This is a genomic window from Pseudomonas serboccidentalis (genome assembly GCF_028830055.1).
GTDB lineage: Bacteria > Pseudomonadota > Gammaproteobacteria > Pseudomonadales > Pseudomonadaceae > Aquipseudomonas > Aquipseudomonas serboccidentalis.
Map to the genome: position 1 here is coordinate 2,472,195 of NZ_CP101655.1, position 24,802 is coordinate 2,496,996.

The window sequence follows — 24,802 nt, forward strand, 5'->3', positions numbered from 1 at the left end:
TGCGCAAAAGTGTTGTCTGGATGCTCCCATTTATCGCACAGCGGCGCCAGCCGATAATCCGCGCCATCGTTTACTTGCACGGGTTTTGGTTATGCAGACGTTGGATGAGGTGAGTGTGGCGGCGCCGGTGAGCAAACCGCGGTTGCGCCTGCTGTTGCTGCCGCTGGTGATCCTGGCGGGCATGGGTTTGTCGGTGGAGGCGGGGTTGCTCGGGCCGCTGGGGGGGCAGGTCGGGCACCTGTGGGCGACCTTGAGCATCTTCGGCGTGGGCTCGGCGATTCTGTTTCTGCTGTTGCTGTTCGCGGGACCGCAGAAAGGCCCGGCGCTGACCGATCTGCCGCGCTGGCAATTGATCGGCGGCTTTCTCGGGCCGATGTACTTGGTGGTGCTGACATTGGCGACGCCGCATATCGGGATTGCGATGACGATGATCGCGATTCTCTCGGGGCAGGTGGGCAAGAGTGTGCTGATCGACCATTTCGGCTGGTTTGGCGCGACGCGCAAGAAGGTCAATGCCGAGCGCTGGCTGGCGTTGGGGTTGATTGTGGTGGCACTGGTTTTGATTGCGCGAGGTTGAGTGATGAGTCTGGTTATTTTGTTGGCCGTGGTGGTGCTGGCCGGTGCGGTGTTGAGTGTGCAGGCGGCGATCAATGGGCGCCTGGGGGAGACCGTCGGGGTGTTGCGCAGTAGTTTGCTGACCTTCGTGGTGGGGGCGGTGACGACCGGGTTGTTGATTCTGTTTTTCGAGCCGGCGCATGCGGTGAGTCTGTTGGACGTGCCGAAGTGGCAGTTGACCGGGGCACTGTTTGGGGTGGTTTACATGATGGTCATGGTCGGGGCGGTGCCGGTGGTGGGCACGGCGGTGGCGACGGTGGCGGTGATTGTTGGCCAGCTTGGGATGGGGATGTTGATTGATAACTTTGGCTGGTTGGGCAATCCGGCGATTGAGCTTTCGTCTTCTCGGGTGTTGGCGATGGTTTGTCTGGGGTTGGCTTTGGTCTTTATGTATCGCAGCAGTTTGCGTTCTGTTGACTGATTTTTTTGGGCATATCCGTTTCTTCGGGTATGGCGGCTGGCGGTTTCGCTCTTACGGCGAGTCACTTTTTCAAACGCCAAAAAGTAACCAAAACGCTAGGCCCCGGCGTTCGGCCCTCGCCGTGGCTCGGGTTCCTTCGTTCCGGGGTTCATCCGGGGGCATCGTCTACGGTTTGCTTCGCTGCACCTCCTCTCGATGTGTTTGGCTTCGCCAAACGGTCGCTGCGCTCCCACCCCCGGATAAACCCCTCCACTCAGCCTGCCGAAGGGGCTGGCAGATCAAGAGCTGCAGCCGAGCTAACGCTCATCCTGTTGAGTGGTGAAGAGCATGTGGTCTGCTTTTGCCTTTCTGTGTGCGAGCCTGCTCGCGATGGAGACCTGCCAGCTAACCAATCTCTAACTGACTGCACCCAACCCCGATGTAGGAGCTGCCGAAGGCTGCGATCTTTTGATCTGCTTTGGCTTTGGCTCTTGATGTGGCTTTTGACCTTCAGCCCCTTCGGCAGGCCGAGCGAAGGTGTTCATCAGGGGATAGGCGCGCAGCGCCGTGCGGCGAAGCCGCATACATCGAGAGGAGGTGCAGCGAAGCAAGCCGTAGGCGATGCCCCCTGATGGACACCGTAGCGAGGGGACACTGAGCCTCAGCGAAGTGCCGTACGCCGGGGCAAAGCCTTTTGGGTTATCTTTTCGGCGTCTGGAAAAGGTGACTCGCTGTAAGAGCGAAACCGCCAGCAGCAGCATCCGAGGAAACGGATATTCACCCCATATGGCCAGCAGAAACGGATATACACCCAATCCCCCCAAAAAAACCAGATCAAAAGATCGCAGCCTTCGGCAGCTCCTACACTGTTATCTACGGCTTGCCCCACAAGCCCCGGACAACCACCAAAAAAGGAGTCTGACCCATGCCAGATAGAAAATGCGATTGCCCCAACTGTAAATGCACGATCAAAGAAGGCGACCACGCCTACGCCGTGCACGGCAAACACTATTGCTGCGAGGCCTGCGCGCACCACCACAAGGGCGGCGAGGAGTGTTCAAGCAAGGGCTGCCATTGCGCTCACCCCAAATAACCGCGCGCATAAAAAAGTGGAGCCTAATCAGGCTCCACTTCCAGTTTCAGGCTTTCATCATCCAGCCGTTCGGTATGGCGCACCGTGCCTTGCAATCGTCGACCTTCCACTCGAACCACCACGGTTTTCGCCTGGTCCAGGTCTTCCGGTAACGGTGCCGGCACGCGTACGGCGAAGCGATAGGGGTCACCTTCGACGGGTTCCAGGCCCAGCCGACAGTCGACGCTTTTGGTGATACGGCCGAACAGGGTGTCGAGGCCGTAATCCAGATGCGCCGGGCTGAAGAGGTCGCTCATGTGTATCCCCCCGAAAATTCCCCGTTGCCTGGCGAGAGTCTAGCTCGCCGGTCGCCATTTGACGTTTTCCACGCCAAATTTCTCCGCCATCGGTTTGCTGGTCTTTTGCACTTTTTCCCGGCCGAAGCGCGGGATGCGACCCACGCCGGCGTCGCAGCTTGCCCAGTGCCACGCCTCGGCGTTGTCCATTTTGTCCGAGCGGATAATGAACGATTTCGGCGTGCCGTGAAGGGTGTAGTCGATGACAAACAGTTTTGCGTTGTTCATAAAGCCCGTATTCCTCCCTGTGGTATTAGAAGGATCGCGGCGCACCGGGAAAATTCACTCGGATTGTCCGACGGTATCTATCGTTGGCGACACCTCGGCGCACTGGTTACCATGGCCGCTCCGCCAACCCCCAATGAATGCTCGCCATGGCCCTCGCTGCGCCCCCCGATCTGAGTGATACCGATGTGCCGGTGCAGCCGCTGGCGCGTACCTATCCGCGCGGTTTGTTCATCGAGCCGCATGAGCATGTCTGGGGACAGTTGCTGTATGCGATGAGCGGAGTGATGTGGGTCGAGACCCCGCAGGAAGCGCTGGTGGTGCCGCCACAGCGGGCGGTGTGGTTGCCGCCCGGGGTGCCGCATGGGATTCGCGTGGTCTCGGACCTGCAGATGCGCAATATCTACCTGCGCCCGGCGCTGGCGGCGACGCTGGATGAGACGGTGCAGGTGATCGAGGTCGGCGGGTTGCTGCGTGAGTTGATCGTCGGGCTGGTGGAGCAGGGCGACAGCGGTGAGCCGGCCTATTACGACGCCTTGGTCGGGCTGGCGTTGCTGGAGCTCAAGCGCGCCCGGCGCTCGCAATTGAAGATCCCGATGCCGGACGATTCCGACCGGCGTCTGATGAACCTGTGCCAAGCGGTGATGGCGGCGCCGTCGCTGGAGATCCCGTTCGAGCAGCATGCGGAAAACGCCGGCGCCAGCGTGCGCACGCTGGCGCGGTTGTTCAAGGACAGCCTCGGCATGGGCTTTGCCGAATGGCGGCGGCAGGTGCAACTGGCGACAGCGGTGGCGGAGTTGATCCAGGGCGTACCAGTGAGTGCGATCGCGCGGGAACTGGGCTATTCGCCGAGCAGTTTCAGTGACATGTTCCGCCGGGAATTGGGCGTGGCGCCCTCGCAATTCGCCACTGCCTGAACGCCCCCCTGTAGGAGCTGCCGCAGGCTGCGATCCTTTGATCTTGTTTGTAAAAATCAAAGTCAAAAGATCGCAGCCTGCGGCAGCTCCTACAGCGGGATTGCATCGCCTGAGATTTGGCCGGAATTCAGAAGTCCTTGGCCGATACCGCTGCCCATCCTTCTCTAGACTCTGCCCATTCCTTTCACGTGGCGGAGTGTCCCCCATGAACTACCTGATTTCGCTGGCCATCGGCCTGGGTGTCGGCCTGCTCTATGGCGCGCTGAATTTTCGTTCTCCCGCGCCACCGGCCATCGCCCTGGTGGGGCTGCTCGGCATGCTCGCGGGTGAGCAGTTATGGCCGATGGGCCGGCAACTGGTCGCCGGTTGGTTCTCGTGAATTTCCCTTTCTCCCTTCGGTGGATGTCCTCATGAAAGCATTGCAATTCGATAAAACCGGCGATCTGTCCTCCCTGCGTTTCGTCGACGTCGCCACTCCGGTATCCGGCGCCGATGAAGTGCTGGTCGAGATCAAGGCGGCCGGCCTGAACCCCAGCGACGTGAAGAACGTGCTCGGGCGTTTCCCTTACACCACCTTGCCGCGAATTCCCGGGCGCGATTTTGCTGGTGTAGTGGTCGAAGGGCCGCAGGCGTTGCTCGGTCAGGAAGTCTGGGGCACCGGGCGTGAACTGGGCTTTTTTGCCGATGGCTCGCACGCGCAGTTCGTCAAGCTGCCGGCCAACGGCGTGGCGCACAAACCATCGCACTTGAGCTTCGCCCAGGCTGCCAGCCTCGGCGTGCCGTACACCACGGCGTGGGATGCACTGGAGCGCAGTCTGGTGAGTGCTGAAACCCGTTTGCTGGTGATCGGCGGCGGTGCGGTGGCGACGGCGGCATTGGCGCTGGCCAAGGTCCGTGGTGCGCAGCTACTGGCGGCGGCGCGGCGGCCGGAGCAGGTCAAGGATTTGCAGGCGCAGGGCTTCCAGACGATCCAGCTGGATAAACCCGAAGACCTCGGTGCACAGGTCAACGCGGTGTACAGTGGCGGCGCCGATGTGATCTTCGACACCACCGGTTTCTGGTTGCCGGCCTCGGTGGCGGCGCTCGCAGCGTTCGGTCGCATCGCGATCATCGCGGCCCCGGTCGACGGCCATGTGCAGTTGCCGGCGCTGGCGCTGTACCGCAAGGGCGGCTCGGTGGTCGGGATCAACTCGCTGTTGTACGGCGTGCAAGCCTGTGCGGCGATGCTGGAGCAGTTCGGGCGGTTCTTCGATGAAGACCGGCTGCCATTGCCGCAAGGGTTGGTGGAGGTGCCGCTGGCGGAGGGTGTGCAGCACTATGCAGAGATTAATCAAGGCAGTGGTGACAAGATCATCCTGATTCCATAAGCACCACGTCCCCCCCTGTAGGAGTGAGCCTGCTCGCGATAGCGGTGTGTCAGATAACCCATTTGTAATTGACACACCGCTATCGCGAGCAGGCTCACTCCTACAGCGGGCTTATGGTGGGCTCAGGATTGCGGAACGCCGTTCTCCCACGCCGACCAGTGTTTCAGGATGTCCTGCACCAGCGGATTACCCGTGCGATAGAGGTTCTCCAGCGCCGGCACGAACCCGCCCTGATCGGCGTACTTGAGCAGGTTGTCGACTTCGTTGCCGCCCGGGGCAGGGCGGTCGAAGTCGGAGCCGGCGCGCACCACCGCCAGGCGTTGTACATCGACCAGGCCTTCGCGACTGGCGCGCAACAAGGCTTCGTAGGTGGAATTGTCCTCTTGTTGCGTGGTGCAGTATTCCCCCTTGTTGTCGGTCAGCAGTCTGGTCCAGACCTCGGCGCGTTCGCTCAGGCGGGTGCCGGAGAACCAGGTGTTGCCCGCCAGCGTGTCGCAACGGGTGACGACTGGCGGCTGGTTGGCCGGGGCGGACGGGTATTTCAGGCGCCACGCCGCTGATTCCTCGCTCTCGCTCAGCTCGACCTTGTGGCTCAGGGCGAAGGCCTTGGCCTGCAACGTCGGGTTGAGTTCGAAGACTTCGGTCTTGTAGTCCAGCGGCGGTTTTTCGTTCGGGCCTTTGGTGTTGATGCCGAGGTAGCCGGTCGGCCAGCTCGCCGGCGCATCGCGCGAATCCAGCTCCCATTGCGTACCGAATTCCACCAGGTAATGCGCCCACGCGGCGGTGCCGATGGTTCCGTGTTTCGGGCTGATGCCGGCAATCCCGGCGATCAGGAAGTAGCTTTTGCGCAGGTCGAATTTCGGCGACAGGGCCAATGCCAGCGTCGAGGCGGCGGCGTTGGTCTGGCCCATGCCGGTGGTCAGCAGGCACACCTGTTGCGTGTTGCAGCGGATGGTCGGGTACTCGGCGGACAGGCCCGGCACGCGGATTTCCTGCTTGAGGTCCAGGCGCTCGATCCAGTGCTGCGCCTCGGGGGCGAACATGGTGATCAGCACCACTTTCGGTTGGATCGGCGCCTCAGCCGCCCAAGTGGTGGAAGAGAGCAGGGCCGCAGCGGCCAGGGTCAGACGCGTCATTGCTTGCATGAGAATCTCCTGAATTCAGAACTGGTAGCCGATGCCGGCGTAATAACCCCAACCGTTGGAGCGTGCGCGGAAATTGCCGTCGCCGAAGTTCAGCTCGCTGCCGTCCTCCCAGTTGCCGCCGTTGTGGAAATAACGGCCGACCAGGGTGAAGCGCAAATGGGTGAACGAGTACAGCAGCACGTTGGTCGCCACCGTGGCGTTGGCGGTGCGCGCCGGATTGTCCTTGTGCAGGTCCGAGCCGAAATCGAAGTTGGTGAAGCCGATGTAGGTCAGCGACGCGCCGTTGCTGAATTTGTCGATGGGCACGATGTACTTCAACTGGGCACGGTAGCCGTCCCATGAGTATTCATTGCTCGCGCCGTAGTTTTCCCACTGGTAACGCCCGTACAGATTGGCCGACAGGTTGACCCGCGAATGGGTGTCGATGTCGGTGCCCAAACCGCTGTACAGAGTGTTGGCGCGGTTCTCCTTGCGGCTGCCGTGATCGTAGATCCAGTCGAACGCCACGTACCATTCCTTGAACGGGCCGATGGCCAGGCTGCGGCCGGCGAGGTAGTCGATGGAGATGCGCGGTTCGTGCTCCATGAACACCGGCGAGCCGTGGTCCCACACGCCTTTGTCGTGGCTGTTGCCGATGTTGAAGATCTTCGGGATGTCGACGTAGCCGTACAGCTCGAACGGCCCCTTGCGCCCGAAGTACTCGTATTCCAGGTAGATATCGTCGGCCGGTTGCGGACCGAAACTGATGTCCTTGCTGCCGATCAGCGTCAGGTCCTGGTTGTACCAGTCCGACAGGTACGCACCTTCCTTTGGCGGGCTGGCTTCGGGGCTGAGGGTCTCGCCCTGGGCGGATTCTTCGGGTTGGGCCGGTTGCGCCAGCGCGGTGTGGCTGAGAACTCCGGTAACGCCGGTCAGTAGCAAGGAAACGGCAAACGTGCGCGCAAACGGGGCGCGAAGCAGGGAAGCGGCGTGCATTCAAAGTCCTTTTTTTGCAGATCGAGGCCCGGTTCTGCGGGTCCGTACGGTTTTGTTTCGAAAAAGCCGGTATTGGCAGGTCGCAAACGTTTGCACAAGGCGTACCAACTCTCTCTGGTTGCCCCTGTAGGAGCTGCGGCACGCTGCGATCTTTTGATTTTGTTTTAAAGATCAAGATCAAAAGATCGCAGCGTGCCGCAGTTCCTACAGAGGGGGACTGCGCGTTCCAATCCGCGTGTCTGCTGGCCGAAAGCCCCGTTCTAGACGGCTAGTATTAAAGTATTAACACCATTTAATCAGTGCTCCATGACGGGGCGTCTACTAGCTTGTCACCCATGACGCGGTTTTTGTGATGACCGTCGCAGTCTTGATTCGCGTGTGGAATAAGCACGGCTACACGCCTTCAAGGAAGAATCTGGCCACGACAAGGAGTAGCCCGTGGAAGCAAGGTTTGGTGTTGCCCTCGTTTCGCGTTTCTCCCCTCTTTCCCTTGCTGTGCACCTGAGCGTTGCCGGGCTGTTGTTCGGTGGCGTCAGCGCACCTGCCCTGGCCACGTGCTCCACGGCCGGTTCCACGGTGACCTGTACCGGTGTGCCGAGTCTGCCGCTGTTTCTCAACAACTTTTCCAGCGCCACCAGCGGCCTGACAGTCAACGTCAACTCCGGCGCGCAAATGAACGCGACCCTCGGTGGTCACGTGATGGACCTGACCGGGGTCAACATCACTTTGAACAACTCCGGCACGATCGACCCGGCGCTGCTGGGGCTGGTTTCGGTGTTGAGCGGCGGTGCCTTCATCGGCACTGGCGCAACGAGTACGGTCAGCGTGCTCAACAACGCCAGCGGGATCATTCGCGGCACCGGCATGTTGCTCGGGCTCAACCTGACCAGCGTTGACGGCCTGGGCATTGCGGTGAACAACGCCGCGGCCGGCACCACCAGCATCACCAACAACGGCACCATCACCTCGACCGGACTCTCGGTCGGTGGCATCACCCTGGCCGATACTCCGGTGGTCGGCGTCTACGGCGGCTCGCAGGTCAACATGACCAACAGCAGCACCGGCGTCATCAACGGCCGGATCGCCTTCGAGACCTCGGCGGCGGGCAACACCTTCACCAACGCCGGCGCGATCACTGGCGGCGTGTCGATGGGCGCGAGCAGTACCAACACCTTTACGGCGATCACCGGCTCGTCGGTCAGTGTCGGTGACGGCGTGCAAATCAGCGTCGGCCTCGGCGGACTGATCGGCATCAACCTGACCTTCGCCCCGACCGGGACCGTCGATGGTGGCGCGGGCGGCACCAACAGCCTGATCCTGCAGAACCCGATCGGCGTCGGCGGCGGCACCACCGGGGTCGGCACGGCTTCGAGCGCCACCTACGTCAACTTCAACAACCTGACCATCAACAGCGGCACCTGGACCCTGCAGGGGCCATTGGTCAGCGGCGCGACCACGCTCAATGGCGGTGTCGCCCAGTTCAACAACAACGCCACATTCGGCAGCGGTGTGCTGACTTCCAACGGCGGGATCTTGCAGGCCAGCAACGCCGGTTTGAACATCAGCAACCTGATCTCCCTCGGCGCCGGTGGCGTGACCGTGCAAGGCACCAACGCAACGACCCTGAGCGGGGTGATTTCCGGCAGCGGCGGCCTGACCAAAGTCGGTTCCGGGCAACTGAGCCTCAGCGCCGCCAACACCTACCTGGGCAACACCACGCTCAACGGCGGCACCGTGCAGTTGGGCAACAACCTGGCGCTGAGCACCGGCACCCTCAACGTCACCGGCGCGACCACTTTGAGCGCGCCCGGCACGATCAACCTGAACAACGCGATCAGCCTCGGCGGCACATTGACGGCCGGCGGCACCGGCGCGCTGACGCTCGGCGGCTTGATCACCGGCAGCAGCGGCCTGACCAAGACCGGCACCGGCAGCCTGACCCTCAGCGGTGCCAACAGCGGTTTCACCGGCACCACCACCCTGAGCGCCGGCAGCCTGCTGGTGACCAACAACGACTCGCTGGGCAGCGGCGCGCTTAACACCGCCGCTGGCACCAGCCTCGACAGCACTGCCAACGTCACCCTGGCCAACAACATCGCCATGACCGGTGCGCTCAACGTGCTCGGCAGCAATGCCCTGACCCTGGGCGGCGTGTTGTCCGGCACCGGCGGCATCAGCAAAAGCGGCAGCGCCAGCCTGACCCTGACCGGCAACAACACCAACGCTGGTAATACGCTCCTCAATGCCGGCAGCCTGTTTGTCGGCAGCAACACCGCACTGGGGACCGGCGCGTTGAGCGCGGCGGCCGGCACCACGCTGGATGCAACCACCGCAGTGACCCTGGCCAACGCCGTCGCGCTGGCGGCGGATCTGACCATTGGCGGCACCCAGGCATTGGGCCTGAGCGGGGTCGTCAGCGGCGCCGGCAACCTGATCAAGAACGGCACCGCGAGCCTGAGCCTCAGCGGAAACAACACCTACGCCGGTGGGACTGCGCTGAATGCCGGCACGCTGATTGTCGGTTCCAGCACTGCGCTGGGCACCGGCGCGTTGACCACCGCAGCAGGCACCACCCTCGATGCCAGCACCGCCGTGGCGCTGACCAACGCGGTCAGCCTCGGCGGCAACCTGAACATTGGCGGCAGCGCCGACCTGACCCTGGGCGGCATCGTCAGCGGCAGTGGCGGGCTGACCAAGAACGGTGCGGCCAACCTGATTCTCAATGGCAGCAACACCTTCCTCGGCGCCATCGCGCTGAACGCCGGTACCCTCACGGCGGGCACCAGCACGGCGCTCGGCAGCGGCGACATCACCGTCGGCGGTGTGGCGACCCTCGACAGCAATGCCGCGGTGACGCTGAACAACGGCATCATTCTCAACAACAGCCTGGGGATCGGCGGCAGCAACGCGCTGACCCTCGGCGGCGTGATCAGCGGTACCAGCCAACTGGTGAAAAACGGCGCCGCCAATCTCACGCTCAACGGCACCAATACCTACAGCGGCGGCACCAGCCTGAATGCCGGCAGCCTGACGGTTGGCAACGGCGCCGCACTGGGCACCGGCGATTTGTCGGTGGACGGCGCGGGCACGCTCAACAGCAGCTCGGCCGTGACCCTGAGCAACAACGTGATTCTCAATGCCAACCTCACCGCCGGCGGCGCCAATGCCCTGACCCTCGGCGGCGTGATCAGTGGCGGCAGCGGCCTGATCAAGACCGGCGCGTCGAGCCTGACCCTCAGCGGCAACAACACCTACACCGGCACCACGGCGCTGAATGCCGGCTCGCTGATCGTCGGCTCCAACACCGCACTCGGCACCGGCGCACTGAACGCCTCGAACGGCACGACGCTGGATGCCGGCACGGCTGCAACGCTGGCGAACAACGTCAACCTCGGCGGCACCCTGACCGTCGGCGGCAGCAATGCGCTGACGCTCGGCGGGGTGGTCGCCGGCATCGGTGGCCTGGTCAAGAACGGCGCGGCCGCCCTGACCCTCAACGGTGCCAATACCTATTTCGGCAACACCGCACTCAATACCGGCAAGCTGATTGTCGGCAGCAACACCGCGCTGGGTGCCGGAACATTGAATGCGGCGGCCAACACCACGCTGGACGCCAACACGGCGGTCAGCCTGAACAACGCGATGGCCCTGGCCGGGGCGCTGAACATCGGTGGCACGGCTGACCTGACCCTGACCGGTCTGGTCAGCGGCGCTGGCAGTCTGGTGAAAAGCGGCACGGCCAATCTGATTCTCAACGCGGCCAACAACTACCTCGGCGGCACCACGCTGAATGCCGGCACCCTGACCGTTGGCAACAGTTCGGCGCTGGGCTCCGGTGCACTGACCGTCGCGGGCGCCGCGACGCTGGACAGCAACTCGCCGCTGGTCAGCCTCAACAACGACGTCACCCTGAATGCCGCGCTGACCGTGGGCGGCACGCAGAACCTGACCCTCGGCGGCGTCACCAGTGGCACCGGCCAGTTGATCAAGGACGGTGCGGCCAACCTGACGCTCAACGGCAACAACACCTTCAGCGGCGGTACCACCCTCAACGCCGGCACCCTGACCCTGGGCAATGCCAACGGCCTGGGCAGCGGCGCGTTGATTGTCGGCGGCGCCGCGACGCTGGATAACAGCGCCTCATTCGGCATCGGCAATGCGATCACGCTGAATGCCGGCCTGACGGTGGCCGGCAACAACGACTTGAGTCTCAACGGCATCATCGACGGCGCCGGCAGCCTGACCAAAAACGGGCTGTCGGACCTGACCCTGGCCGGCAGCAACACCTTCACCGGGGCACTGAATATCGTCTCCGGCAGCGTCACCACCCTCAACACCAATGCGCTGGGCGCGACTTCCGGCGTCAACATCAGCGCCGGCGCCGGCCTGAATCTGGGCAGCGATGCCAGCCTCGGTGCGCTGACCGGCAGCGGCAGCGTGCAACTGACCGGCAGCAACACGTTGACCGTCGGCGGTGGCAACGTCACCAGCACGTTTGACGGTGATCTCAGCGGCAGCGGTGGCCTGACCAAAGTCGGCACCGGCACGTTGAATCTCACCGGCATCAACGGCATCACTGGCAACACCGCGATCAACGGCGGTACGGTGGACCTCAGCGGTTCGCTGGCCAGTGCACAGGTCAACGTCAATACCGGCGGCACCCTGACCGGTACCGGTTCGGCGCTCGGCACGGTGAACATCAACAACGGCGGGCATCTGGCGCTGTCGTCGGGCAATACTTTGTCGGCCTCGTCGCTGGTGCTGGGCGCCGGCAGCAACGTCGATGTGGCACTGGGCACACCGTCGACCTCGTCGCTGATGAACGTCGGTGGCAACCTGACCCTCGACGGCAATCTCAACGTCACCGATGCCGGCGGTTTCGGTGTCGGGGTGTATCGCGTGTTCAACTACACCGGCAGCTTGACCGACCTGGGGCTGGATGTTGCCGGCGTGCCGGTCGGTTATGGCCTCGGTGATCTGGTGGTGCAGACTGGCGTGGCCAATCAGATCAACGTTCAAGTGTCGGCACCGAACGTCAACATTCGTTACTGGGATGGTAGCCAGACCATCGCCAACGGGGTTGTCGATGGCGGCAGCGGGACCTGGAACGCGGTCGGCACCAACTGGACCGATGCCAACGGTCTGGTCAATCAACCGTGGGCCGGCGACTTCGCGGTGTTCCAGGGCGTAGCGGGCACTGTGACGGTGAACGGCACGCAACTGTTCACCGGCCTGCAGTTCGTCACCGACGGCTACAACCTGGTCAATGGCACGGCAGGGCAACTGACCGCCGTCAACGGCACCGGCGGCACCACGGCGGTACGGGTTGATCCGGGCGTGACTGGCACCCTCGGCGTGAATATTGATGGCAGCGGCATTCTCAACAAACTCGACAGCGGCACCCTGGTGCTCAATGGCGCCAACACCTACAGCGGCGGCACACAACTGGACGGCGGCAAGATCATTGTCGGCAGCAACACCGCACTGGGTAGCGGCACGCTGACCGCCAACGCCGGTACGCAACTGGACAGCAACACCGCCGTGACCCTCGGCAACGCCGCCACACTCAATGGCAACCTGACCGTGGTCGGCAGCAATGCGCTGACCCTCACTGGCGTGATTGGCGGCACCGGCGGGCTGATCAAAAACGGCGCGGCGAACCTGACCCTCGGCGGCAACAACGCCTTCCTCGGCCCGGTGGCGTTGAACGCAGGCGGGTTGATTCTGGCGTCGAACTCGGCGCTGGGCTCCGGCACGCTGAACGCTGCTGGGGGCACCACGCTTGATGCGAGCAGCGCGGTTTCGCTGAACAACGCGGTCAACCTCGCCGGCAATGTCGGCGTCGGCGGCACGGCGGATCTGACGCTGGCCGGCACGCTCAACGGTGCCGGCAGCCTGACCAAGAGCGGTGCGGCCAACTTGACCCTGAGTGGCAACAACAACTTCCTTGGTGGCGTCACCCTGAATGCCGGCACCCTGACCGCCGGCAGTAACTCGGCGCTGGGCCTGGGCAACCTGACCGTGGCCGGCGCTTCGGCGCTGGACAGCAGCAGCGTGCTGAGCCTGGGCAACAACGTGCTGCTCAACGCCAACCTGAGCAACACCGGCAGCAACAACCTGACCCTCGCTGGCGTGGTCAGCGGCGCGGGTGGACTGATCAAGGACGGCGCGTCGAACCTGACCCTCAACGGCATCAACACCTACTCCGGTGGCACCACCCTGAACGCCGGTACGCTGACCCTCGGCACCGGTGCCTCGATGGGTAGCGGTGCGCTGACCGTGGCCGGTGCATCGACCCTCGACAACAGCGCGCCGCTGGTACTGGCGAACGACGTCAACCTCAATGCCAACCTGAGTCTGGCCGGTAACAACAACCTGACCCTCGGCGGTGTGATCGGCGGGGCGGGCACCCTGACCAAGAACGGTCTGGCCGACGTGACGCTGTCCGGCAACAACACCTTCAGCGGCACCTTTGACGTGTTGTCCGGCAGCCTGACCACCCTGGGTGGCACGGCATTGGGCAATAACGCCACGGTCAACCTGGGCGGCGGCGCAGCGCTCAATCTCGGCGCCTCGGGCAGCCTCGCCAGCCTGACCGGCAGCGGTACGGCGTTGGTTGGCACCGGCAACACGTTGAGCCTCGGCGGCAACAACGCCAGCAGCACCTTCGCCGGTGTCCTCAGCGGGGCCGGCGACCTGACCAAACTCGGCACTGGCACCCTGACCCTCAGCGGCATCAGCGACCTGACCGGCGACACCAACGTCAACGCCGGCACCTTGCAGGTCAACGGTTCGCTGGCCAGCGGCAACGTGCTGGTCAACAGCGGTGGTACCCTCGGTGGCAGCGGCACCTTGACCGGTGCGGTGACAGTGGCCGACGGCGGGCATCTGGCGGGCGCGACCGGCAGCACCTTGTCGGTGGATTCGCTGGTGCTCAACGGCAATTCCAACTTCGACGTCGGCCTCGGCGTACCGGTCGCCGGTGGCGGCAATGCGCTGGTCAATGTCGGCGGCAACCTGACCCTCGACGGTAACCTCAACGTCAGCGACATCGGTGGTTTTGGCAGCGGCGTGTATCGCCTGATCAACTACACCGGCGGCCTGACCGACAACGGCCTGCTGATCGGCACGGTGCCGGGCAGCGTCACGCCGGGCGATCTGACCCTGCAAACCGCGCTGGCCAACCAGATCAACCTGCTGGTTATCGCACCGGGCGTCACCGTGCAGTTCTGGGACGGCAACCAACTGGTGGCCAACGGTTCGGTGGATGGCGGCAGCGGTACCTGGGGCACCGGCACCACCAACTGGACCGATGTCAACGGCACCACGAATCAGGCCTGGACCAACAACTTCGCAGTGTTCCAGGGCACGGCGGGCACTGTGACCGTCAACGGCGCGCAAACCATCACTGGCATGCAGTTCGTCACCGACGGCTACAGCCTGCAGAGCGGCACGGCGGGTTCGCTGAATCTGGTCAACGGTTCGCTGGGCAATACCTCGGTGCGGGTCGATCCAAACGTCATTGCGACCGTCGGCGTGGCACTCAACGGCACCGGCACCCTTGGCAAATACGACAGCGGTACGCTGGTGCTCAACGCCGCCAACGGCTACACCGGTGGCACTGCGCTCAACGGCGGCAAGATCGTCGTCGGCAACAATGCGGCGCTCGGCACCGGCGTGCTGACCGCTGCGGACGGCACGGCGCTGGACAGCAACGCGGCGGTCAGTCTCGCCAATAACGTGGCGCTCAACGGTGGCCTGAGCGTCGCCGGCAGCAACGCCTTGACCCTCGACGGTGTGGTCAGCGGTGCGGGCAGCCTGATCAAGACTGGCGCGTCGAGCCTGACCCTCAACGGCAGCAACACCTACAGTGGTGGCACTCAACTCGCTGGCGGCACGCTGGTGCTGGGTAACAACAGCGCAATCAGCAGCGGCGCACTGAGCGTGACCGGCAACGGCACCCTCGACAGCACCTCGGCGCTGCAACTGGCGAATGCCGTCAACCTCGGTGCGCAACTGACCCTGGCCGGCAACCAGAACACCACGTTGCTGGGCGCCGTCACCGGCACCGGCAGTCTGGTGAAAAACGGCAGTGGCGATCTGCTGCTCAGTGGCGCCAACACCTACAGCGGCGGCACCACGCTGAACGGTGGCAGCACCACGGGCGACACCAGCAGCCTGCAAGGCGCCATCGTCAACAACGCGGCGCTGACCTTCGCGCAAAACGCCGACGGCAGCTACACCGGCACCCTTACCGGCAGCGGTACGTTGAACAAAACCGGCACTGGCCAGCTGCTGCTGACCGGCAACAACACCTTCACCGGCGACACCTCGGTACAGGATGGCAACCTGATCGTCAACGGCGTGCTCAACAGCGCCAACGTCAATGTCGCCAGCGGCGCGACAGTCGGCGGTAGCGGGCAACTGGGTGGCAACGTGCAACTGGCCAGCGGCGCGACGCTGACCGGTGGCGGCACCGCCACACCATTGTCGGTCGGTGCGCTGGCACTGTCATCGGGCACCAATCTGGACTTCAGCCTCGGCTCGGCCGCAAGTTCCACCACGGTGGTCAACGTCGGCGGCAACCTGACCCTCGACGGCACGCTGAACATCAGCAACGCCGGCGGCTTCGGCACCGGGGTCTATCAACTGTTCCGCTACGGCGGCAGCCTGACCGACAACGGTCTGGTCTACGGCAGCCTGCCGGTATCGGCGGCCAACCTGACCCTGCAAACCGCGATTGCCAATCAGGTCAACCTGCTGGTGCAGGGTACCCCGGGTGAAGTGCAGTTCTGGAACGGCGGCACCACCAACCCTGATGGCAGCATCGGCGGCGGCAGTGGCGTGTGGGGCCCAGGGACCAACTGGACCGATCCGAGCGGTACGCAAGCCTTGGCGTCCAATGGTCAGTTCGCCGTGTTCGGCGGCCAGCCAGGTGTCGTCACCGTGCAGGGCAATCAAAACTTCACCGGCCTGCAATTCCTTACCAGTGGCTACAGCGTGGTTCCGGGGGCTGGCGGTACGCTGACGCCGGTCAATGGTGCCGATGGCAGTCTGGCGCCGGTGCGGGTGAATGCCGGCGCCAGCGCTGAAATCTCCGCACCGCTGGTGGGTACGGGAGGTATCGAGAAACTCGATTCCGGCACCTTGATTCTCTCGGCTGCCAATACCTACAGCGGTGGCACCACGGTCAGCGGCGGTACGCTGATCGGTAACACCACCAGCCTGCAAGGCAACATCACCGACAACGCCTTGCTGGTGTTTCAGCAGAATGTCGATGGCCAGTTCAATGGCATTCTCAGCGGTACCGGGGAGCTGGCCAAACGTGGCACCGGCACCTTGTTGCTGACTGGCAACCAGCCATTCAGCGGCACTGTCGCGGTCGATCAAGGCCTGCTGCAAGTCGGCAGTCGTGCGGCCCGGGCGTCGCTGGGCGGGCAGGTCACCGTCGCCAACGGCGCAGGCCTGAGCGGTAATGGCAGCGTTGGTTCGGTACTCAACCACGGTGTGGTGGCTTCCGGTGGCGCTGACGGCACCTTGAGCGTGGCCGGCAACCTGACCAACGCCAGCGACGGTGTGTTGGCGCTGACGGTCAGCTCGCCGACCGCCACGCCACTGGCGGTGGGTGGCACGGCAGCCCTGAGTGGTGGTCTGGTGGTCAACAGCCTTGCGCCGTTCACCGGCAACACCACTTACTCGCTGATCACTGCGGGCGGCGGCGTGACCGGCACCTTCAGTGCGGCCGATCTGCCGCAGTACGCGTTCCTCAGCAGCTCGCTGGTCTACGGTGCCGATTCGGTCAACCTGACCGTGAGCCGCAACGGCAACTCGTTCGCCGACGTCGCTGCCACGGGTAACCAGCGCGGCACGGCCACGGCACTGACGAACAACGGGGCGGCCGGTGCGGCGCTGCAGAACCAGATCGTCAACCTCAGCGTGGCCGGGGCGCGCAATGCCTTCGACAGCCTCTCCGGGGAAATCCACGCCAGCACCGCAAGCGCCATGCTCGAAGACTCGCGCTTCATCCGCGAGGCGGTCAACGACCGCATGCGCCAGCCGTCGTGCAGCGCTTTGGATGATCCACGCAGAACCCTGGCACCGAGCGACACCCAACTGAGCAGCAACGGTTGCCACGAGGAAATGGTCGGCTGGATTCGGGCCATCGGTGCCTGGGGTGACATGGGCGGCGACAGCAACACGGCGAAAGTCGATCGCAACCTCGGCGGTTTCATGCTCGGCACCGACAAGGCGCTGGACGACACCTGGCGTGCCGGGATGGCCGCCGGTTACACCCGCAGCAACCTCAACGCGCATGATCGCAACTCCGATGCCAAGGTCGACAGCTACCACCTGGCCGGTTACCTGAACTCGCAGTTCGATGCACTGGCGGTGCGCCTCGGCGCGGCTTACAGCTGGCACAGCATCGAGACCAAGCGCGATGTCAGCGTCGGCAGCTACAACGATCGTCTGAAGGCTGATTACGATGCTCGCAGTGCTCAGGTGTTCGGTGAAGTGGGTTACGCGATCAACGCCGCCGGCGTTGCCATCGAACCGTTCGCAGGGCTCGCCTACGTCAACTACGACAGCGACACGGCCAAGGAAAAAGGCGGAGTGGGGCGCCTGAAGGCCGACGCCGATCAGGACATCACCTACTCGACGCTCGGAGTACGCGTCGGCAAATTGGTGACCCTGGCCAACGGCAGCCAACTGACACCACGTGCCGCCATCGGCTGGCGCCATGCCTACGGCGACACCAAGCCTGACGCCGACCTGACCTTCATCGACGGCGGCGCCTCGTTCAGCACCCAGGGCGTGCCGATTGCCAAGGACAGCGCGCTGCTCGAAGCCGGTATCGACTTCCAGGTCACCCCGACCGGCAAGCTGGGCATCGGTTATTCGGGCCAGGTGTCGAGCGACAACAACGACAGCGCGTTCAACATCAGCTTCAGTCAAAGCTTCTGAATCATGGTCGAAGTACTTTAGCCGCCCGAAAGGGCGGTTTTTTTTGAAAGTCGATCAGTTATCGCTGGGTGCCATGGTAGCTGGGACTTTATCAGGACATTTTTTGAGTCCGATTTTGCAGAAAACAAAATCACATACACTCATGTCTTTTTGGGGCGCTGGATCAGTGGAAGTCTGCTTTTCTGTTGGTTTCATCTGCAGTTTAAGTTCGATCTCAACACGCCGGTCTACAGCCAAGCACTCTTTTAGTTCGGCAGGGTTGAGTTCCCTGGAGCAATTGGACTTGGAAAGTAGTGAGCCTTGTCCGGAGCTTTTTATTTCAGACTCCGGAATGTCAGTTAATAGTCCATATTCTTTGAGTTCGGTGTGGACGCTGTTGGCTCGTCGAATGGATAAGTCAAAATTGGAGTCGCTATTTTTTGATACGGGAACTCTATCTGTGTATCCAATGATTTTTGCCGATAGAATCTGTAAGTGGTCAGCATTCAACTTATTCTTTGTTTCGTCGCTGAAGACCTTCAGTTGAAGCTTCCCGTACTTGCTGATGTTGTCTTCGTAGGTGCCAAATAGCGTGTCGGAGTTGAGTGTGAGGCAGGTGTTGAAAGTAGTTTCTTTGTTAGTGGGTTTCAAGATCTTAAGTCCGCTACGATCGAGTTCGATTCGCGCCTTGGGCTTCCATCCATTGCCATCATGCGTAAGCAACTCTACAAGGCTTCGTTCGCCTAAACCGTGCCAGAGAACATTAAAATGGTGAACGATGTTAGTCTTTTTTCCATTTTCCGAGCAGCCATAAACGGAGATGTCGAATTCTTTTGCCACATCATTAATGATTTTCTGATTATCTTCGCTCACTGCCAGTGAGACATTTTTTTGAGTAATGCCAATAAGTCCGAATGAGCTATCTATTATGATTCCAATAACAGGTACCGCCACGGTGAGTGGCAAGAATAAGGCAGTGAAAAAGATCACTATCCGCATGCGTGCTCTTTCACGTCGTTGCTTAATAGATGCTCTGGCGACATCAGGCTTCCAGTGAATGATTGTTAGATATAGCAAGGCTCCACTAAATAAAGGGGCCAATAGAGATGAAGCGTCTTTCATGATGCAGGCCAAAAAAACTAAACACCCAGCGAAAACCAAAAACATCACGGCCGCAAATAAACGAGCTCTGATGTGAGGTTCCTGGAAGAAAGAGACGAAAAAGTAAGCTCCTAGGAATCCAAAAAGCAGCCAGTAAACATACAAAATGCCGAAGCCTAAGGCGATAAAGATAAAGACAAGGCTATCTGCAACGGTTAAACCGGTTGGGAAAAAATTAATTATAAAGGCACAGTAACCCCAGGTAATACAAACACCTAAAGCCACAATTAATTTTGCAGTGAGCGATCCATATTTTTCCACTGATGTGAGAAGTTCGGACATTTTCTTCCTTGAAATTCATATAAACGGGAGTAGGCGCAGGTCTGTGCGAAGACGCGGAAGTCTGGACGTTTACACGATGATGTCAATATGCCTTGTGCTAATCGAAAGGTTGAAGGATCACTGACCAACAGACCCGCTCTGCTAGAATTCGCCCCATTCCCTGCCAGAGACCCTCTCATGAGCGAGCCGATTCGTCTGACCCAATACAGCCACGGTGCCGGTTGTGGCTGCAAGATTTCCCCGCAGGTGCTGGAAGTGATTCTGGCCGGTAGCGGTGCGCAAAACCTCGATCCGAAACTGTGGGTCGGCAATGCTTCGCGTGATGACGCGGCGGTCTACGAGATCGATGCCGAGCGCGGTGTGGTGTCGACCACCGATTTCTTTATGCCGATTGTCGACGACCCGTTCGATTTCGGCCGGATTGCCGCGACCAACGCGATCAGCGACATCTACGCGATGGGCGGCGACCCGTTGATGGCGATTGCAATCCTCGGCTGGCCGGTGAATGTGTTGGCGCCGGAAGTCGCGCGGGAAGTGATTCGCGGCGGGCGTGCGGTGTGCGACGCTGCCGGCATTCCGCTGGCTGGTGGGCATTCGATCGATGCGCCGGAACCGATCTTCGGCCTGGCGGTGACCGGCCTTGTCGAAAAGCGCCACATGAAGCGCAACGACACCGCCACTGCCGGCTGCCTGTTGTACCTGACCAAACCGCTGGGCATCGGCATCCTCACCACCGCCGAGAAGAAGGGCAAATTGCGCCCCGCCGACGTCGGCGTGGCCCGCGACTGGATGTGCACCCTGAACAAGCCAGGCAGCCGTTTCGGCAAACTCGCTGGCGTCACCGCGATGACCGACGTCACCGGTTTCGGCCTGCTCGGGCATCTGGTGGAAATGGCCGACGGCAGCCAGCTGACCGCACGCATCGGCTACAACCACGTGCCGCGTCTGGACAGCGTCGAGTACTACCTCGAACAGGGTTGCGTGCCCGGCGGCACCTTGCGCAACTTCGACAGCTATTCGAGCAAGCTCGGCCGTCTGCAGGAGCTGCACAAGCGCGTGCTGTGCGACCCGCAGACCAGCGGCGGCCTGCTGATTGCCGTTACCCCGCAAGGCAATGACGAGTTCCTCGCCGTGGCCGCCGAACTGGGCCTGAACCTGGCGCCGATCGGTGAGCTGGTTGAGCGACAGAGCCACGCAGTCGAGGTGATTTGATGTCACGCGACTGCACCGATTACCACGATATTTTCCTCAACGACCGGCCGCTGATGGATGCCCGTGCGCCGGTCGAGTTTCACAAAGGCGCATTCCCCGGTGTGGTCAATCTGCCGCTGATGAACGACATCGAGCGGCAGAAGATCGGCACCTGCTACAAGCAGCACGGTCAGCAGGCCGCCATCGAACTGGGCCATCAACTGGTGTCCGGCGCGGTGAAGGCCGAGCGCATCCAGGCCTGGGCCGATTTCGCCCGGGCCCATCCTGAGGGTTATCTCTATTGTTTTCGTGGCGGCCTGCGCTCGCAGATCACGCAACAGTGGCTGCGTGACGAGGCCGGCATCGACTATCCGCGCGTCGGCGGCGGTTACAAGGCAATGCGCAACTTTCTGCTCGACACCCTTGAGCGAGCGATCAGCCAGTGTGATTTCGTCTTGTTGGGTGGCATGACCGGCACCGGCAAGACCGAGGTACTGGTGCAATTGCGTAACGGTCTGGATCTGGAAGGTCACGCCAATCATCGTGGTTCCAGTTTCGGCAAACGCGCCACCGGCCAACCGTCGAACATTGATTTCGAAAACCGTCTGGCCATCGACATCCTCAAGAAGCGCGATGCCGGTATCGAGCAGTTTGTGCTGGAAGATGAGAGTCGGGTGGTGGGCAGTTGTGCGCTGCCACTGCCGCTGTATCAAGGCATGCAGCAGTACCCGATGGTCTGGCTGGAAGACAGTTTTGAGGACCGCGTGGAGCGGATCCTGCGCGACTACGTGGTGGACCTGTCGGCCGAGTTTTCGGCGGTGCATGGCGAGGACGGTTTTACCTTGTTCTCCGAGCGCTTGCTGGAAAGCCTGAACAACGTGCAGAAACGCCTCGGTGGCGAGCGGCATCGGCGGATGTTGCTGTTGATGGAAGATGCGCTGGCCGAGCAGGGGCGTAGCGGGGCGGTGGACTTGCACCGTGGCTGGATCGAAGGGTTGCTGCGCGAGTATTACGACCCGATGTACGTGTTCCAGCGCGAAAAGAAGGGCGGGCGGATCGAGTTTGCCGGGGAGCGCGGTGCGGTGCTGGAGTATCTTCGCGAGCGGGTGAATCAGAAAGCTTGATGCTGCCATTGCTGGCCCCTTCGCGAGCAGGCTCACTCCTACAGGGGAATGCGCTCCAATTGTAGGAGTGAGCCTGCTCGCGATGGCGGCCGCAAAAACACCACCAGTCTCAAGTCGGGCAAGTCACCTTGCCGTTATCCAGCCCCTGCTTGTAGCTGTGGCTCTGCAAACTGGCCTTGCCGTTGTGCCAGGTCAGGGTCAGCACATACAGCGAATCGAAATCGCCGGCCGCCCAGTCATCGGTGATGGTCTGCTTTTCGCCGACGGCCTTGCCCGCGACCTCGTTGATCAGCTCCGGCAGATAGCCGTGCGACCACGCGGTGTAGATCGTTGAGTTGTGGTACTTGTCTTCAGTCAGTTCACGCGCCAGGTCGCTGGTGTCGTTGGCGGAAAACTCGATGTTCACCGGCAGGCCGAGCTTGATCGCGGCGGGGCTGATGGTCATTAGCGGGCGGATGTAGCTGTAGGAGTTGTCCAGCTCACCTTCCTCGACGTTGCGCGTCGGGTTGGCGGCGAACACGTAATCGGCCTTGCCGAATTTTTCCGGCAGCAGGGTCGACAACTCGATCGCGCGGTTCAGGCCCTGGCAGTTGAGCTGGCCGAGCCCGCCCGCAGGTTTTTCCGCGTGGCGCAGGAAGACCAGGGTCTGGGTGCCGTCCACCGGTTGTGCGCGAATCTGGCTCGATTCCAGCGACAACGTCAGCGCACTCACTGCCAGCAGCGAGGGCAGGGCCACGTAGGCGCGATGTTTGAAGCGTTTGGCGAATCTCATGAGGTTCGTCATTGAATAAAGGTTCTTCAGCTAATTCGGTTAAGGCTGACAAACCCTTGCGCCTCGGGCTCCCAGCGCCGGGCGTTGTCCATGTCGTGTGTCGCGCTTCCTTTGCGAAGGGCATAGCTCAGAGTCCTCTGAGGCGGGTTTGGTTCATGCAAATTAGCCGAGGGATGTTACGGTTCGTGTAGGAGCTGCCGCAGGCTGCGATCTTTTGATCTGGCTTTTAAAAACCCAATCAAAAGATCGCAGCCTGCGGCAGCTCCTACATTATGATCAGTGCTTTCCTTGCGACTGGATGCTTCTCATGACCGATCTGTCCGCGTTCCCGATCACCCGGAAATGGCCCGCGCAATACCCAGACTGGATTCAGCTCTATTCCCTGCCGACCCCCAACGGTGTCAAGGTCTCGATCATGCTCGAAGAGATCGGCCTGCCGTACGAGCCGCACCGCGTAGGCTTCGACACACAAGACCAGTTGTCCCCCGAGTTCCTGTCGCTGAACCCCAACAACAAGATTCCGGCGATCCTTGACCCCCACGGTCCGGAGGACCAACCGTTGCCGTTGTTCGAGTCCGGCGCGATCCTGATCTACCTCGCCGACAAGAGCGGCCAGTTGCTGGCGCAGGAAGGCGCGCTGCGTTACGAGACTATTCAGTGGCTGATGTTCCAGATGGGCGGTATCGGCCCGATGTTCGGCCAGCTCGGTTTCTTCAACAAATTCGCCGGCAAGGACTACGAGGACAAGCGACCGCGTGATCGCTACGTCGAGGAGAGCAGACGCCTGCTCAACGTGCTCGACAAACGCCTGGAAGGCCGCGACTGGATCATGGGCGAGCGCTACACCATCGCCGATATCGCCACGTTCCCGTGGGTGCGCAACCTGATCGGGTTCTATGAGGCCGGGGATCTGGTCGGGATCAGCAACTTCCCGAACGTGACCCGGGTGCTGGAGCGCTTTCTGGCGCGGCCGGCGGTGGTGCGGGGTTTGACCATTCCTTCGTGACTTCTGTCCTCTGTAGGCGCTGCCGAAGGCTGCGATCTTTTGATCTTTCTTGTAAAAATCAACGTCAAAAGATCGCAGCCTTCGGCAGCTCCTACTCGGGAGCGTGTGTTGGCTGACGGATTATTGCGCACCCGGTAATGCACTCTTGATTGATCCAGGTTTGTACCTGCGCCCACCGAAGGCATAAGCTTCGCCCCCTACGACTTTCGTCTCATCTGCCCGTTTTCAGGAAGAACCATGTCCAGCCAGTTCCCCGAAGCACGTCCCCGCCGTCTGCGCCGCAATGCGAGCCTGCGCAGTCTGTTCCAGGAAACCGAGTTCACCCTGAATGATCTGGTGCTGCCGATTTTCGTCGAAGAAGAAATCGACGACTTCGTGCCCATCAAGAGCATGCCAGGGGTGGTACGCATTCCCGAGCGCAAGCTGGCCAGCGAAATCGAGCGCTATGCCCGTGCCGGCATCAAGTCGGTGATGACCTTCGGCGTGTCCCATCACCTGGACGCCAACGGCAGCGACACCTGGCGCGAAAACGGCCTGGTCTCGCGCATGTCGCGCATTGCCAAGGACGCGGTGCCGGAAATGATCGTGATGTCCGACACCTGCTTCTGCGAATACACCGATCATGGCCACTGCGGCGTGATGCACCACCACGAAGTCGACAACGACCAGACTCTGATCAACCTCGGCAAACAGGCCGTTGCCGCAGCCCGTGCCGGTGCTGACGTGATCGCCCCGTCGGCGGCGATGGACGGTCAGGTGCAGGCGATTCGCCGGGCGCTGGACGAGGCCGGCTTCACCCAGACCGCGATCATGGCCTACTCAACCAAATTCGCCTCGGCGCTGTATGGCCCGTTCCGCGAAGCCGGCGGCAGCGCGCTCAAGGGCGACCGTAAAAGCTATCAGATGAACCCGATGAACCGCCGCGAAGCCCTGCGCGAATCACTGCTCGACGAGCAGGAAGGCGCCGACGCGCTGATGGTCAAACCGGCCGGCGCGTACCTGGACATCATCCGCGACATCCGCCAGGCCTCGAACCTGCCGCTGTCGGCGTATCAGGTCAGTGGCGAGTACGCGATGATCAAGTTCGGCGCGCAGGCCGGTGCGATTGACGAGGACCGTGTGGTGCGTGAAAGCCTGGGCGCGATCAAGCGCGCGGGGGCGGATCTGATCTTCACTTACTTTGCGATGGATCTGGCTCTGGCCGGGATCTAAGCAAATGCAGGAGTGAGCCCGCTCGCGATTGCGGTGTGCCA

At 62.0% G+C, this 24,802-nt stretch carries 17 protein-coding genes; 11 read left to right on the plus strand and 6 right to left on the minus strand.

The window, feature by feature from the left end:
- The first annotated feature begins 91 nt into the window (after window positions 1–91).
- From NN484_RS11245 to NN484_RS11255, 3 genes are all read left to right on the plus strand, one after another.
- Window positions 92–577 carry a DMT family transporter gene (locus NN484_RS11245; protein WP_274659116.1) on the plus strand — a complete coding sequence of 162 codons (486 nt, stop codon included), beginning with the start codon at window positions 92–94 and terminating at the stop codon, window positions 575–577.
- Between the two features lie 3 nt (window positions 578–580).
- The gene (locus NN484_RS11250) at window positions 581–1,036 is read left to right on the plus strand and encodes a DMT family transporter (RefSeq protein WP_215501017.1); all 456 of its coding nucleotides are present in this window, start codon (window positions 581–583) and stop codon (window positions 1,034–1,036) included.
- Window positions 1,037–1,940: 904 nt separating this feature from the next.
- Complete coding sequence (locus NN484_RS11255; RefSeq protein WP_081730276.1) at window positions 1,941–2,108, plus strand: metallothionein; 168 nt, start codon at window positions 1,941–1,943, stop codon at window positions 2,106–2,108.
- A 23-nt stretch (window positions 2,109–2,131) separates the two neighbouring features.
- Here NN484_RS11255 and NN484_RS11260 read toward each other — a convergent pair whose 3' ends face one another.
- Complete coding sequence (locus NN484_RS11260) at window positions 2,132–2,404, minus strand: hypothetical protein (protein WP_127652210.1); 273 nt, start codon at window positions 2,402–2,404, stop codon at window positions 2,132–2,134.
- Between the two features lie 39 nt (window positions 2,405–2,443).
- Complete coding sequence (locus tag NN484_RS11265; protein WP_127652209.1) at window positions 2,444–2,671, minus strand: DUF6555 family protein; 228 nt, start codon at window positions 2,669–2,671, stop codon at window positions 2,444–2,446.
- Between the two features lie 146 nt (window positions 2,672–2,817).
- Here NN484_RS11265 and NN484_RS11270 point away from each other — a divergent pair, with 146 nt between their 5' ends.
- The 3 genes from NN484_RS11270 to NN484_RS11280 all read left to right on the plus strand — a co-directional run bounded on the left by NN484_RS11270 (window position 2,818) and on the right by NN484_RS11280 (window position 4,952).
- Window positions 2,818–3,585: an AraC family transcriptional regulator gene (locus NN484_RS11270; RefSeq protein ID WP_252191553.1), complete on the plus strand. Its 768-nt coding sequence runs from the start codon at window positions 2,818–2,820 to the stop codon at window positions 3,583–3,585.
- Between the two features lie 205 nt (window positions 3,586–3,790).
- Window positions 3,791–3,964: a DUF1427 family protein gene (locus NN484_RS11275; protein WP_127652207.1), complete on the plus strand. Its 174-nt coding sequence runs from the start codon at window positions 3,791–3,793 to the stop codon at window positions 3,962–3,964.
- A 31-nt stretch (window positions 3,965–3,995) separates the two neighbouring features.
- Window positions 3,996–4,952 (plus strand): quinone oxidoreductase family protein, encoded by a 957-nt coding sequence (locus NN484_RS11280; protein WP_274659117.1) that lies wholly within the window; start codon window positions 3,996–3,998, stop codon window positions 4,950–4,952.
- 122 nt (window positions 4,953–5,074) lie between these two features.
- Here NN484_RS11280 and NN484_RS11285 read toward each other — a convergent pair whose 3' ends face one another.
- Together NN484_RS11285 and NN484_RS11290 are read right to left on the minus strand one after the other, a co-directional pair.
- A complete protein-coding gene (locus NN484_RS11285) occupies window positions 5,075–6,097 on the minus strand; it encodes a purine-nucleoside phosphorylase (protein WP_274659118.1) in 1,023 nt (340 codons plus the stop codon).
- 15 nt (window positions 6,098–6,112) lie between these two features.
- Window positions 6,113–7,072, minus strand: a complete 960-nt coding sequence (locus NN484_RS11290) for a nucleoside-specific channel-forming protein Tsx (protein ID WP_127652204.1) — start codon at window positions 7,070–7,072, stop codon at window positions 6,113–6,115.
- A gap of 438 nt (window positions 7,073–7,510) precedes the next feature.
- Here NN484_RS11290 and NN484_RS11295 point away from each other — a divergent pair, with 438 nt between their 5' ends.
- Entirely contained in the window at window positions 7,511–18,034 is a 10,524-nt protein-coding gene (locus NN484_RS11295) for an autotransporter-associated beta strand repeat-containing protein (protein WP_274659119.1), read from the plus strand.
- 54 nt (window positions 18,035–18,088) lie between these two features.
- Here NN484_RS11295 and NN484_RS11300 read toward each other — a convergent pair whose 3' ends face one another.
- Complete coding sequence (locus tag NN484_RS11300) at window positions 18,089–19,456, minus strand: OmpA family protein (RefSeq protein WP_274659120.1); 1,368 nt, start codon at window positions 19,454–19,456, stop codon at window positions 18,089–18,091.
- 177 nt (window positions 19,457–19,633) lie between these two features.
- Here NN484_RS11300 and selD point away from each other — a divergent pair, with 177 nt between their 5' ends.
- Together selD and mnmH are read left to right on the plus strand one after the other, a co-directional pair.
- Window positions 19,634–20,668, plus strand: coding sequence for a selenide, water dikinase SelD (selD, locus tag NN484_RS11305; RefSeq protein WP_274659121.1), 1,035 nt, complete (start codon window positions 19,634–19,636; stop codon window positions 20,666–20,668).
- A complete protein-coding gene (gene mnmH, locus NN484_RS11310) occupies window positions 20,668–21,771 on the plus strand; it encodes a tRNA 2-selenouridine(34) synthase MnmH (protein ID WP_274659122.1) in 1,104 nt (367 codons plus the stop codon). The genes selD and mnmH overlap by 1 nt, the downstream gene beginning before the upstream one ends.
- Window positions 21,772–21,880: 109 nt before the next feature.
- Here the strand turns inward: mnmH and NN484_RS11315 are convergent, their stop codons facing one another.
- Window positions 21,881–22,555, minus strand: a complete 675-nt coding sequence (locus NN484_RS11315) for a histidine phosphatase family protein (RefSeq protein ID WP_127652200.1) — start codon at window positions 22,553–22,555, stop codon at window positions 21,881–21,883.
- Window positions 22,556–22,850: 295 nt separating this feature from the next.
- Here NN484_RS11315 and NN484_RS11320 point away from each other — a divergent pair, with 295 nt between their 5' ends.
- Window positions 22,851–23,549 (plus strand): glutathione binding-like protein, encoded by a 699-nt coding sequence (locus NN484_RS11320; RefSeq protein WP_274659123.1) that lies wholly within the window; start codon window positions 22,851–22,853, stop codon window positions 23,547–23,549.
- Between the two features lie 237 nt (window positions 23,550–23,786).
- Window positions 23,787–24,761: a porphobilinogen synthase gene (gene hemB / locus NN484_RS11325; protein WP_274659124.1), complete on the plus strand. Its 975-nt coding sequence runs from the start codon at window positions 23,787–23,789 to the stop codon at window positions 24,759–24,761.
- The last annotated feature ends 41 nt before the right edge of the window (window positions 24,762–24,802 follow it).

Bases quoted from the DNA above. Each gene is read 5' to 3' on its own strand.
- NN484_RS11245 (WP_274659116.1), top strand. From the start codon at position 92: ATGCAGACGTTGGATGAGGTGAGTGTGGCGGCGCCGGTGAGCAAACCG.
- NN484_RS11250 (WP_215501017.1), top strand. From the start codon at position 581: ATGAGTCTGGTTATTTTGTTGGCCGTGGTGGTGCTGGCCGGTGCGGTG.
- NN484_RS11255 (WP_081730276.1), top strand. From the start codon at position 1,941: ATGCCAGATAGAAAATGCGATTGCCCCAACTGTAAATGCACGATCAAA.
- NN484_RS11260 (WP_127652210.1), bottom strand. From the start codon at position 2,404: ATGAGCGACCTCTTCAGCCCGGCGCATCTGGATTACGGCCTCGACACC.
- NN484_RS11265 (WP_127652209.1), bottom strand. From the start codon at position 2,671: ATGAACAACGCAAAACTGTTTGTCATCGACTACACCCTTCACGGCACG.
- NN484_RS11270 (WP_252191553.1), top strand. From the start codon at position 2,818: ATGGCCCTCGCTGCGCCCCCCGATCTGAGTGATACCGATGTGCCGGTG.
- NN484_RS11275 (WP_127652207.1), top strand. From the start codon at position 3,791: ATGAACTACCTGATTTCGCTGGCCATCGGCCTGGGTGTCGGCCTGCTC.
- NN484_RS11280 (WP_274659117.1), top strand. From the start codon at position 3,996: ATGAAAGCATTGCAATTCGATAAAACCGGCGATCTGTCCTCCCTGCGT.
- NN484_RS11285 (WP_274659118.1), bottom strand. From the start codon at position 6,097: ATGCAAGCAATGACGCGTCTGACCCTGGCCGCTGCGGCCCTGCTCTCT.
- NN484_RS11290 (WP_127652204.1), bottom strand. From the start codon at position 7,072: ATGCACGCCGCTTCCCTGCTTCGCGCCCCGTTTGCGCGCACGTTTGCC.
- NN484_RS11300 (WP_274659120.1), bottom strand. From the start codon at position 19,456: ATGTCCGAACTTCTCACATCAGTGGAAAAATATGGATCGCTCACTGCA.
- selD (WP_274659121.1), top strand. From the start codon at position 19,634: ATGAGCGAGCCGATTCGTCTGACCCAATACAGCCACGGTGCCGGTTGT.
- mnmH (WP_274659122.1), top strand. From the start codon at position 20,668: ATGTCACGCGACTGCACCGATTACCACGATATTTTCCTCAACGACCGG.
- NN484_RS11315 (WP_127652200.1), bottom strand. From the start codon at position 22,555: ATGACGAACCTCATGAGATTCGCCAAACGCTTCAAACATCGCGCCTAC.
- NN484_RS11320 (WP_274659123.1), top strand. From the start codon at position 22,851: ATGACCGATCTGTCCGCGTTCCCGATCACCCGGAAATGGCCCGCGCAA.
- hemB (WP_274659124.1), top strand. From the start codon at position 23,787: ATGTCCAGCCAGTTCCCCGAAGCACGTCCCCGCCGTCTGCGCCGCAAT.